We start from the raw sequence: 12,010 nt of genomic DNA, 5'->3' as shown, positions 1-12,010 counted from the left end.
TTTTTCCGTCTAGTAGAAAAGCATAAATTTATTGACTGGATAAGCGCATCACCTTAAGTTTTCCACGGGATTGCAAAATGTTCCACGCATCAAAAAAGATGGCTAGCTTCACGGGTTAGCCCTTCGGAAATTAGATAAATCGCACCCATTGCGCTCTACGATGCTCATTTGCATGGTAGTCTTAGGAATTCATTCCTTAGACTACCAGTACAAGGCGACTGCAAGGAGCGTTGCTACCCGCACGATTTCCTAAATTGTCATGACTCTTGCGATTTCAATCGCTTAGAGGCATGATACACTTGACCGTTCAGGTCACAGTGTTTCCTCACTCAGGGCTGAACGAACCCGTTCAGCTTTTCTGTCTATTGCGTCTTCTTGGCGCTTGCTTTTTTCTTGACGCCATTCGTCGCCGCATTCTTCCGCGGTGCGAATGGTTTGAAGGAAACGGCATAGTTCCCGGACTCGTCTTTCCCCAAAAGCAAGGCGGTCGAGAAGCTCTTGCCGTCCCTCTTCTTGAATCCAGATAGCTGTTTCGTCTGGCCTTTTCCCAGGAGATCTTTCGCCTCTTCCGCATTCAGGTAGCGGCGGGCGATGTATCTGGAAATGCGGAAAGCACAGGGATCTCCAAACGTTTCGCATTGGATATAGCTGCCCTTAATGACGGCGTTCTTGCCGCAAACTGGACACTTGCCGACCACAGCGTTCTCCCCGGTCGCCTCGATCCGATCCGCGATGCCTTCGGACTGCAGCACCTCATGGCTTGTCCCGATGATTTCCAAAACGAACTGTTTGATGTTTTCCAGGAAGTAGTTTTGGTCGCCTTCCCCCTGATGGATTTTGGCCAAATATTTTTCCCATTCGGCCGTGAAGGCAACATCGCTCATCTTGTTGCCCGCCACCGCCTCGCAGAGCAACGTCCCTTTATCAGTGATGAACAGCTGGTTTTTGGTGGCCGTTATGTAGCCGCGGTCCTTCAGGTTTTCGATGACGCCGGCGCGGGTGGCTTCGGTGCCGATGCCATGCGTCTCCTTCAGGATTTCCTTGTCCTCGTCATCCTCGAGATCCTTGCCGGCATTCTTCATGGCGGCAATCAACGTCCCCTCTGTGTACGGTTTCGGCGGATTGGTCTTCTTTTCTTTCGTCGCCAACACCGCTGTCCCGGTTTCCCCGACAGTGACCATCGGCAGGATTTTATCTTCCGGCTCCCCTTTTTTCTTCGTATTGCCTTCCAGCCTTTTCCAACCCATATTTTTGATGATTTTTCCGGAAGCCACAAAGTCCAACCCGCCGACGTCGGTCGTGATGGTCGGTTCGTCGTAGATGAAATCCTCTTCGAACATCGCCATGGTCCGGCGCAAGACCAGATCGTATATCTTTTGTTGCTTCGCATTCAGTTTCGCAAAGGCGGCTTGATTCGGTATTTTCTTGGTCGGAATGATCGCGTAATGCTCCTGCACTTTGGCGTCATCGACATATTTCTTGCGCGGGGAAGTGTTCGGCTTTTCGATCGCTTGCCCCAGCAGCTGCAGATAGCCGGAGAGGTTGCTTTTCAGATAGTTGAACTCGTTATGGGTAATGAAATTGCAATCGGTACGCGGATAAGAAAGCAGCTTCGCCTCGTAGAGAGACTGCACGATGGCCAGTGTATCCTTCGCCCCCATCTTGAATTTCGCGTTGGCTGCCCGCTGCAGGTCGCTGAGCGCATACAGGCGCGGCGCAAACTCCCTTTTGTTCTCGTTGGCTTCGAATTTCTTGATGACGGCGGGCATTTCCGCCGCCAGCCCATGCTCCATGATGAAATCCCTGATTGCCTTTTTCGATTCAAACTCGTGCTGGTATTTCGCTTCGAACGACCCGTTCGCGACCGTTATGGTGGCAAAGCATTCATAATGGGTCTCCTGTTTGAAGTTCGCGATGGTCTGCTGACGTTTGTAGATCATGAACAAGGTCGGCGTCTGCACCCTGCCCACGGAAAAGGCGCCTTCGCTGATGCCCGCTTTCTGCAGCGCAATCGTATAGAGACGGCTCAGATTCATCCCCACGAGCCAATCCGCTATTTCCCTACTCTGGGCTTCGATATAGGAAGGATAGGTGTCTTTGCCATCCAGCAGTTCCGCAAAGCCGCGGCGGATTTCATTGGACTCCAGACTGTTGATCCAGAGGCGCTTCATTTCTTTTTTCTCCGCACCGGCATGGCGGATGATGGAACGCGCGATATTCTCCCCTTCCCGGTCGGAGTCGGTGGCGATGATGATCCGGTCCGCTTCCTTCAATTGCTGCTTGATATTAGCCATCTGTTTGCCTTTGCCGTACTGGATTTTATATTTGTACTGCTCCGGAAAGATCGGCAGATTATCCAGGGTCCACTTCTTCCACTTTGGATCGTATTCATCCGGCTGCAACAATCCCAGCAGATGGCCGGATGCATGCACGATGACCGTTTCCCCATCGAACATGGGATCCTGGATCATATAGTTCCCTGCGACTGTGGTTTTTCTCTGAAAGGAGCCGGCATAGGCCGCTGCCTGCGATGATTTTTCAGCTAAAATAACAGTTTTCATTTTGAACTCCCTCCCCGTTTCTTTTTCTTATTCCTGCCTGAAACGGCAGAAAACACCTCTCCATTATAACATACGCACCTGCTGGCAAACGGCTTTCCCGTCCGATTACGTTACTCAACATTCGCAACAAAAAGACTGCGACGGTGCCGTTTGGCGTCATCGCAATCCTTGGCGAAGCTGTGTCATTCTTCCAGCTTGAGCTTTTTCAAGGCCTCGAACAGAGCGTTGTTGACCGGCTCTTCCTGGGTTTGTTTCTTCAGATATTTTTGGACATCCTGCTTGGCGGCTTTGCCGCCTGAACCCTTTTTCCGGCGTTCATTAAATGCCGACATTTTTTCGCGGTAACCGCACTTGCAGGTGAATATCTGGCCGTCCCCTTCGCCGTGCAATTCCATTTTTTTCATGCACTGCGGACAGCGAGCATTCGTGACGCGCGCCACGTTTTTGCGGTAGCCGCAATCGCGGTCCTGGCATACCAGCATCTTGCCTTTTTTGCCGTTCACCTCAAGCATCGGTTTGCCGCACTCCGGGCAGGTCTTGGTGGAGATGTTTTCGTGCTTGAACTTGCCGTCGCTCGTTTTGATTTCCGAGACGATTTCCTTGGTGTAGGCCTTCATTTCGTTGATGAAGGCGTCCTTTTTCAGTTTCCCGTTGGCGATCTGCTCCAGTTTTTGCTCCCATTCGGCCGTCAGGGCAGGCGATTTCAGTTCTTCCGGCACCAACTCCAACAACTGTTTGCCTTTTGAAGTCACATGGATTTCCTGTCCGCGTCTTTCGATCAGGAAGGAATTGAACAGCTTCTCGATGATATCCGCCCGTGTGGCAACGGTACCCAATCCTCCGGTTGCTTTCAAAGCCTGAACCAAGTCTTTATCGTTGGTATCCATGTATTTCGCAGGATTCTCCATGGCCGACAGCAGCGTCGCTTCATTGAAATAGGCCGGCGGTTTCGTCTGGCCGGAGGTCTCGCTCACATAACGGATGTTCAGGACATCGCCTTTTTCGATTTTCGGCAACAATTGCTCCTTCAGGCCGTCTTCGGCTTCCTCATCATCGAAACGGTTGCTGTAGACTTCTTTCCAGCCTGCAGCGAGTACCGTCTTGCCGCGGGCCACAAAAGATTCGTCCGCGATGTCCGCGCGCAACGTCAACTGCTCATATTCATAGGCTGGATAGAGGACCGCCAAGAACCGTTTCACGACCAGATCATAGATTTTAAGTTCCTGTGCCGATAGTTTCCCGATCAATACAACCTGTTCGGTCGGGATGATGGCGTGGTGATCGGACACTTTGCTGTCGTCGACGAACGATTTGTTCGCCTTGATCGGGTTCGCCAGCACCTTGTTGACAAAAGGACGGTATTCCTTGATGGCGCAGGCCTTGAGACGGTCCGGCAAAGTAGCGACGATGTCGTTCGAAAGGTAGCGGGAATCCGTCCGCGGATAGGTCAACAGCTTGTGCTGTTCATAAAGTTTTTGCATGATGTTCAGCGTCTCTTTGGCCGAATAGCCGTAGAGCTTGTTGGCATCGCGCTGCAGTTCCGTCAGGTCATACAGACCGGGCGCATAGGATTTTTTCGGTTTCCGTTCGACCGCCACAACTGTTGCCTGTTTCTTATCCAACTTTTTGACGATGGCTGTCACCTTATCGCGGTCGAAGCTCTTGGTGTCGTTCGTTTTTGCATCCTGCCAGATCAGCTTCAGATTCGTATCGGTCTGCGCTTCGATTCCGTAGTACGTCTTCGGTAGGAATTTTTTGATTTCCTCTCCGCGTTTGGCGATGATGGAGACGACCGGCGTCTGTACCCGGCCGCAGTTCAACTGGGCATTGAATTTCGTCGTCAGCGCGCGCGTCGCATTCAAGCCGATGTACCAATCTGCCTCCGAACGGGCGACGGCCGACTGATACAGATTTTCGTAATTTTTGCCCGGCTTCAGGTTTTTAAAGCCGTCTTTGATGGCCTTATCCGTCACGGATGAGATCCACAGACGTTTGATTGGCTTGTTGACTTTCGCCTTTTCAATGATCCAGCGAGCGACCAATTCGCCCTCGCGGCCGGCATCCGTCGCGATGATGATGTCGGAGACATCTTTCCGAAGCAATTGTGCCTTGACCGCATTGTATTGTTTACCCGACTGTTTGATCACAGTCAGTTTCATGCTTTCCGGGAGCATCGGCAGGTCCGCCAGATTCCAGGTTTTATATTTCACGTCATAATTTTCCGGATCGGCCAATGTCACTAGGTGCCCCAGTGCCCAGGTGACGATATAGTCCGCCCCTTCCAGGTACCCTGGCCCTTTTTTCTCGCAATTCAGTACACGGGCAATATCCCTTGCCACTGAAGGTTTTTCAGCTAATACTACACTCTTTCCCATACTCTATTTCCTACTTCCTTATTTCTTGATTCGTCAGTCCTACTATATCACAGAATTTTTATGCTTGAGACGTTTTGAAGAAAAAAGAAGGAACAGCTCCGGTTAAGGATACTGCCCTTCTTTTATTTTTTGAAGCTGTTTTCTTGAGGTTATCCGGATTACAGGATCCTCTGCAATCAAACGCCTTCCGGCACCCATTTCCCCATCAAACTGCGGTAATCGATGGTTTCTCCATCAACTACAAATGTTCCGTCTCCATTTGCATGGAAGGTCCGGCGTTCTTTTCGGTCGTTGTCGCACCACACGCGTTCGGCTTGCAAAACGACTATCCCGTGGGGTTCCACATAGTCGATGACTTTGCACTCTAGGCATGCAAGGCATTCGGCAATCAATGGGGCCCCGACACCTTTTGCCGGCAATGGGGTCAATCCAAATTCCTTGAATTTGTCCACCGTTGTTCCCGAACAGGTGCCGATTCTGATCACTTTTTCGGCAAGATCAACAGTTGGAATGGCTATGACACATTCTTTTGTCCTCATAAATGTTGTGAACGAGTGGTTCCACGGTCCCGTTGACAGTGCGATGCGTGGTGTGAAATCCATCACCATATGCCACGAAAGGGTCATGATATTATACTTGCCCTCATCATTTGTGGTGATCAAAACAACCGGCCCGGGCTCAATGAACATAAATGCCTTCTCGATAGGCAATTCCACCATGGACATGATCGACATCCCCTTATTTTTCTTGAAAAAGAATAGTACAGAACTTGCTGCTGAATGATTCACCGGTTTTCCTTTATCTTCATCGTTCTATATTCATGATTTATGCTGAAATTGTTATTCATCATATTTATGGTAAACACGACCATTATGAAATGATCGGCAATGACCGGCATCTCCATCAGATACATATCGGTATTGTAAGCGATAACGAGAGCGAGCATAAACACAAAGCTGGATGTTATTATTCTTACAAAATATTTTTCAAACATGATGTCCAGTTTTCTCCTGAATATTTTGCTGAGAATAAAAAGAACAACTGCCGAAACCAGCACCGTCAGAAATAAATCGCGAGTCAATGTCGACAGAATGTTCACGTCGGTGTATAAGGCAGAAAAAGTCCGAATGACAAACATGGTTGCAATGAAGGCAGATCCGTAATAGATCATTTTACTCAGACTGAGCACTTGTTGCGGCAACCGATAAAGGATGAATATAAAAACCAGACTAAGGAACATTTGCATGATCGTTATCGAAAAAATAATGCTGGCTACAAGTATGCGGAAAGACAGCATTCTCAGTTGAAGCGGGTTGGCTGTTCCCATGCTGAGCCCGCTGATATTTGAGAATAGAAATGCTGACAGGAGGAGTCCGAAAAAGCCAACCATCAATATGCTGATCACTTCTGAAGCATCTCTTTTTTCATCCTCAAGAAGCAAGAAAATACCGCTGAAAACAAAGCCGGCAAGAATCCCAGCAAAATTTGCATAACTGCTGCTCATATTAGGCCAATCAAACCCCATCTTTTTGCACCCCATTCTTTGTCTTACTCAGGTCACGGCGCCTCGATAATTGTCAAATAGATTGTTCTCTATGTATATTATATCAGGGCTGATCCGTTAAGACGAATGGGGTGTTCGATTTTGACAGAAAGTCACCTGCGTTTTATCCTTTTTCAGCTTTCGAAACGGGCAAATCCTATATCCAAAAGCTCCAGACTTGATCGGTCCCTTCCCAATCGTCAACCATCCACCCTATATTTTGCGGTAGCGTTTCAAGCCCAAAACGTTCAAACCGGTAAAAATGCTGATAAACAGTACAATGGCCAGTAAATCATTGCCGATGTCCCCCAGCGTTCCCCCTTTGATCATGACACTTTGCAGAGCATTGCCGATGTAATAGAGCGGCATGAATTTAGCCAAGAATTGCAGCCATTCCGCCAAGGTGCCTACCTCGATGATGCCTGAAAAGAAAATTTGCGGAATGATCACAACTGGTATGAATTGCACCATTTGAAATTCCGATGCAGCGAAAGTCGATAACAACACCCCGAAAGATAAAGCCAACAACGCCGACAGGAAAGTGATCAACATCACCAATGCGAGGCTTCCGGCTACTGCAACATGCAAAACATGCACCACAAACTCCACCAGCAACAAGGTTTGGATAAAGGCAAAAAACCCATACCCCAAAAGATAGCCGCCAATGATTTCAAACCGTCGGACGGGCGCCGCCAATATCTTATCCAGCGTCCCGGTTGTCCGTTCCCGCAAAAGAGCCATGCCCGAGATCAAGAAGACCAAGAAAAAGACAAAAAAACCGAGCAATATGGGACTAATGGTCGTGAAGTAATCTGAATCCTCTTCGCCGTACAAATACAGTTCATTGATTGCCGGCTGTTGCGGGACAGCTTGAGCAAGGCTCGGGTTTGCCGCGACCGCTTGCTGGGCAAGCGACGTAAGTGCTCCCAATTGCAGCTTGATTATGGCTGCTTGAAGTTTTGCCCTGACAACCGCACTCTTGGCAGGCGCACTGTTCTCATAAGTAATGTCGATAGGACCGGCATCTTCTTGTGCTATAAAAGCCACCAATTGATTATTTTTGATGCTTTCCGCCACATGCTCTTCACTAGAAAAGACTGTGGCCTTCATGTGATTGGCCTCTAAATTTTCGACTATTTCCGGATTCAGGTTGTAGACCCCGACTTTGTAGGTTGTGTCCGTTCCCGAGGAAGTGAACAAAAAATACATCAACGTAAATAGCATTAAGGGCGCGAACCACATTAAGGCCAGCGTCCGCTTGTCCCGGAACATTTGGATGAAAATCCGTTTGGCGATGGCAAATGCGATCATTCTTCCTCACCTCCCGCCGCCAAAAAAACTTCCTCAATGGTGCGCACGTCAAATTGTTTCATCATTTCTGCAGCGGTTCCCAAAGCTATCAATCGTCCATGGTTCAGCAGTACCAGCTTGTCGCAGCGTCCCGCTTCGTCCATGGCATGGGTTGTAACCACAATCGTTTTTCCCTGGTCCCGGAGTTCATTCAACTCTTGCCAGATGCTTTGCCGTAAAATCGGATCGACTCCGACAGTCGGTTCATCCAAAATAAGTATATCCGGATTGTGCAACAAAGCTATCGCCAAAGATAAGCGCCGCTTCATCCCTCCGGAATAGTTCGATACGCGTTTAGATAGATCGTTCGTCAAATTCGTCACGTGAGCGACATATGCCTGCCTTTGCTGCAGAGCATCTTTTTTCAGACCATACAATTTCCCGAAAAAAGCCAGATTCTCTTTACCCGTCAATTCTCCGTATAAGGCATCGGCTTGGGCCATATATCCCACTTTTCCCAATACAGAAAAATTTGGCATCAGATGATCGTTAATTTTGGCCTGTCCATCATCCAGGCTCTCCATCCCCAGCATCAGTTTGATCAAAGTAGTCTTTCCTGTCCCGGAAGGGCCGATAATCCCGACAATTTCACCTGTCTCGATCGTAAAATGAATATCTTCCAAAACGCTCTGCTGCTTGAACTTTTTTGAAACGTGTTGAACCTCAATCGCATGCATAGGCATATCCCCCGTTGTCCGAATCTAATTTTTTGGTTGGCTTGAAACGCCTTCCATCTTTAAAAATCGTGTTCAATACTGGCTTTTTCATTCCATACCCAATAGGTGCCATCCGCTAGCACCGCTGGCCTTATAGATCGAAAAGGACCCTGTATTTTTCCATTATAGTCCCCAGCAGTTCTGAAAACTAGTTTCATTCATCTGAAATCTTACTTCTGTGGCTATCCAATCCGACGACCCTCGTAGAAAGGGCATATACACTTGCTCCGGAAGGCTTGCCTGATAAGGTTGTCGATTAAGTGAGACCCGACCGAAGGCAAGAACCCCCTTCAGATTCGCGAATCAAAGGGGGTTCTTGCATCTTTATTTTTGCAGCTCTCGCTATTGTGATGCATCAAAACACTTAGAAGTGGGCGGCTTCTTACGAAATTAAGCCAAATAGCGCAAACATTTTTTTAGATCTTCTCTGCTTTGAGATATTTCTTTGGCCAATTTCCTATCGACTTCATCTTTATCGATGATACACCTGTAACGTTTGACGAATGCGTACAGCTCTTTCCTGAATGCCGCATCCAAGCTTTCGAAGTCCAGCGGCAATTGGGTTCTGTCCGCCGTCGTCAAATAATTTTGATACTGTTCTTTCGCCCAACTTTCAGCACATGCGTCAAGGCCAACCGCTATTTCTCGGTTTTCCTTAGATACTGTTTTCCAAGCAAGCATATTCGGCTGCAAATATCTTGACCCCAGAGCGTTCTTTTGCAAAAGAAAGAACGTATTCCGGTATTTTTCCAAGTAATACCGCAAGAGTGTTTCTTGGATATAATCTTTATGCACGGCATAGCAACGCTCTATTTCGCTTTTCTCGCCTTCGTTTGCTTCCTGTTCAAACGTACAGCTGAAGCCTCGTATGGCGCCGTCCACATGAACGATCGAAGTACCGTAGTTGGTAAGCAGCCTTTCCTCTTTTTGAACATCATTCGCTCCGGGATCGAAGTATTTACGGAAAGCTGCAAATAAGCTATAATCCACCCGGATAAAGTCATTTATCGGTACAGTAGGCATCGCTTCGCTGAGCTCTGCGCGCTGATGGCCTCCCCACGAATACTCCAAAAACGAACGCATCCTATCAAAGCTAAAATAATCATTCTCAAAGCCTGACATCTTTGAGGACATAAGAAACGCCAAATAGGAACCTATTACAAACAACAATACCAGTATCGTTACAATAAGCCCTTGGAAACCGCCTACAACAAAGCCAAACATAGGAAGTACCAGAAAAAGAATGAGGAATATATTTTTTATATTTTTCATAGCCACAGCCCCACATACATTTTAGATAGAACCATCCCACTAACCCTCTTCCCCAGATAACTCACCAATCAGCACGCACAACGAATCGTATCTATGCAACACCATTATACTGGAGTGCACAAGCTATTTCCATTGACAGCCCCGCGTTCCGGAATCTGAAAAAATTCCTTCAAATAAAAACGTCTGCCGTCTTTGTTGGACGATTCATAAGTTGTCGCCACAGCATGGACAACTGCTGTTCCGTACATTTCGCCATGATGCTGAAAAAAAATAAGCCAGATGGAATGCGCTCTTCAATAAGAGCATTCCATCTGGCTTTTCTTCACCCTTTTTTCAGTTGCGCTGCTACCAATGGCGCAAGAATCGGTTCCAGGATCAGATAGAAGCCGGCATTCCCCAGACCGTGCAGGAGATCGAATGGTATCCCGGCAGCATAGTACACCCAAAAATTAGTGATGCCCATCATCTTCACCGTGAGCAGTGAAATGATGAAGCCGTAGAGTATCCCTCCGAAGAAGGAAAAAACCACAAAATAAGCTTTGTGCACCTTTTTGTAAAAGGGCTTCATGACCAATCCCGTGACAACGATCAGCACACCGAAGCTGGCGATCTGCGCAATCGTCCAAGGCCCCATCCCCAGCAGGAAATTGGTCAGGATGATAGACAGGATGGCCACAATGAAGCCATCCGCCATGCCCATCGTCAGCGTCAAAATGATCAGGATGGCCGTCACCGGCTGGACATTAGGGATGAACTGGAAAACGATCCTCCCGACATAGCACAAAGCCGTCAGGATGGACAACAGCGCCATGCGCCTGACGCTGAACTTCGTCTTGTTCGGTCTTACATTTCTGTCAGATTCCAAACGATTTCGTCTCCTTCTTGGAGCACCACATCACCGGCTCCAACCATCGATGGTTCGCCGTTTACGTCGAACAACCAATATTTCGCTTTCGTTTCTGCGGATGCTTCTACTTGGGCATGCCCATCGATCGCTGTGATGAACCCATCGGCTTCTTCTATAGAATAGTTCGCTTTCATGACGTCCAACAGATTGGCACCCGCTTCGATTTCCACTGTTTTTTCAGAACCTGCGATGACTGTCCCGCCATCCTTCAAAGAGATCGTTACCGCGACCGTTTCTTTCGCTTCCGAACTGACGGCCGCAGATGATACTTGCGTTGCGGATGATGTATCAGCCGTTTCCGTTGTTGTTGAGCACCCGTACAAGACAAAACTTAAAGATAATGCAAGCAATAATTTTTTCATATTCTACACCCCTATTGTTTTTTCGATAGAAGTCGCACCGCCAACGGCCGAAATGATGCAAAAAGAGTCCATGCACCATCGCATAGACTCTTCACGTCGACTGTTTTACCTCGAAACAGCACGCATGCATATATAGCAACCTAGGCTAAAGATCTGACTGGACATGCGAGCATGTCTTCACAGTGGCGGGACCGTGTTGGATTTTCACCAAACTTCCATACCCTAGGTGTCTTTGAATGGTTTTTCTATCCGTTTCATTTTACCGAAAGAAAAACACAATTACAAGGTCAAGGAGCCTTTTCACAAGCGCCTGACCTCATGATTGATGCTATGCCTGTCAAATCAATTTTTTAGAACGTTTATGCCTTCAAACTTTCTCCGTTTGTTGCAATGACCTTTTTGTACCAATAGAACGATTTTTTCTTATAGCGGTTCAACGTGCCCGAACCGTCATCGTTGCGGTCCACATAGATGAAGCCATAGCGTTTTTTCAACTCTGCAGTAGAAGCGCTGACCAAGTCGATGCAGCCCCAAGTCGTATAGCCCATCAGATCGACGCCGTCCGCGATCGCTTCGGCAACTTGTACCAAGTGGTCATTCAGGTACTTGATGCGGTAGTCATCGTTGACCGTCAGTTGGCCGTCTTCGCCCTTGACCAGTTCATCGATCGCGCCCAAACCGTTTTCGACGATGAACAAAGGTTTTTGGTAGCGATCCCAGAAGGTGTTCAGGATGATGCGCAATCCCTTCGGATCGATCTGCCAGCCCCATTCGGAAGCTTCCAGGTAAGGATTCAGCACGCCGCCGAGGATATTCCCAGCACCCTTCACTTTCTTGGATTCATCTGCTGTTTCGGTCGAGCTCATGTAGTAGCTGAAGGAAACGAAATCGACTGTGTTCTTCAGGATCTCTTCGTCTTCCGGC

Annotated in this window: 10 protein-coding genes and 1 riboswitch; all 10 genes read right to left on the bottom strand. The window is 48.1% G+C overall.

The window, feature by feature from the left end; genetic code table 11:
• Positions 1 to 362: 362 nt before the first annotated feature.
• Positions 363 to 2,561: a type IA DNA topoisomerase gene (topB, locus tag BM101_RS13295; protein WP_087032675.1), complete on the bottom strand. Its 2,199-nt coding sequence runs from the start codon at positions 2,559 to 2,561 to the stop codon at positions 363 to 365.
• A 182-nt stretch (positions 2,562 to 2,743) separates the two neighbouring features.
• A complete protein-coding gene (locus BM101_RS13290; protein ID WP_087032673.1) occupies positions 2,744 to 4,936 on the bottom strand; it encodes a DNA topoisomerase III in 2,193 nt (730 codons plus the stop codon).
• A 176-nt stretch (positions 4,937 to 5,112) separates the two neighbouring features.
• Complete coding sequence (locus BM101_RS13285) at positions 5,113 to 5,661, bottom strand: flavin reductase family protein (protein ID WP_087032672.1); 549 nt, start codon at positions 5,659 to 5,661, stop codon at positions 5,113 to 5,115.
• Between the two features lie 59 nt (positions 5,662 to 5,720).
• A complete protein-coding gene (locus BM101_RS13280; protein WP_087032670.1) occupies positions 5,721 to 6,461 on the bottom strand; it encodes a hypothetical protein in 741 nt (246 codons plus the stop codon).
• Positions 6,462 to 6,692: 231 nt separating this feature from the next.
• Complete coding sequence (locus BM101_RS13275) at positions 6,693 to 7,790, bottom strand: ABC transporter permease (RefSeq protein WP_087032669.1); 1,098 nt, start codon at positions 7,788 to 7,790, stop codon at positions 6,693 to 6,695.
• The gene (locus BM101_RS13270) at positions 7,787 to 8,512 is read right to left on the bottom strand and encodes an ABC transporter ATP-binding protein (protein WP_409373504.1); all 726 of its coding nucleotides are present in this window, start codon (positions 8,510 to 8,512) and stop codon (positions 7,787 to 7,789) included. Before BM101_RS13270 ends, BM101_RS13275 begins: the two co-directional genes overlap by 4 nt.
• Before the next feature lie 423 nt (positions 8,513 to 8,935).
• A complete protein-coding gene (locus tag BM101_RS13265; RefSeq protein ID WP_143084477.1) occupies positions 8,936 to 9,616 on the bottom strand; it encodes a hypothetical protein in 681 nt (226 codons plus the stop codon).
• A 523-nt stretch (positions 9,617 to 10,139) separates the two neighbouring features.
• On the bottom strand, positions 10,140 to 10,682 hold the full coding sequence (locus BM101_RS13260; protein ID WP_245825698.1) for an ECF transporter S component: 543 nt from the start codon (positions 10,680 to 10,682) through the stop codon (positions 10,140 to 10,142).
• Positions 10,661 to 11,086, bottom strand: coding sequence for a DUF4430 domain-containing protein (locus tag BM101_RS13255; protein ID WP_087032663.1), 426 nt, complete (start codon positions 11,084 to 11,086; stop codon positions 10,661 to 10,663). The genes BM101_RS13260 and BM101_RS13255 overlap by 22 nt, the downstream gene beginning before the upstream one ends.
• Positions 11,087 to 11,174: 88 nt before the next feature.
• A riboswitch (adenosylcobalamin (AdoCbl) riboswitch) is annotated at positions 11,175 to 11,330 on the bottom strand.
• Positions 11,331 to 11,445: 115 nt separating this feature from the next.
• Positions 11,446 to 12,010 (bottom strand): family 1 glycosylhydrolase (locus BM101_RS13250; RefSeq protein ID WP_143084476.1); only part of this gene is annotated, 565 nt, incomplete at its 5' end.

This window comes from Trichococcus palustris (assembly GCF_900114465.1).
Lineage (GTDB): Bacteria > Bacillota > Bacilli > Lactobacillales > Aerococcaceae > Trichococcus > Trichococcus palustris.
This window is presented reverse-complemented; position numbering and strand designations above follow the sequence as displayed.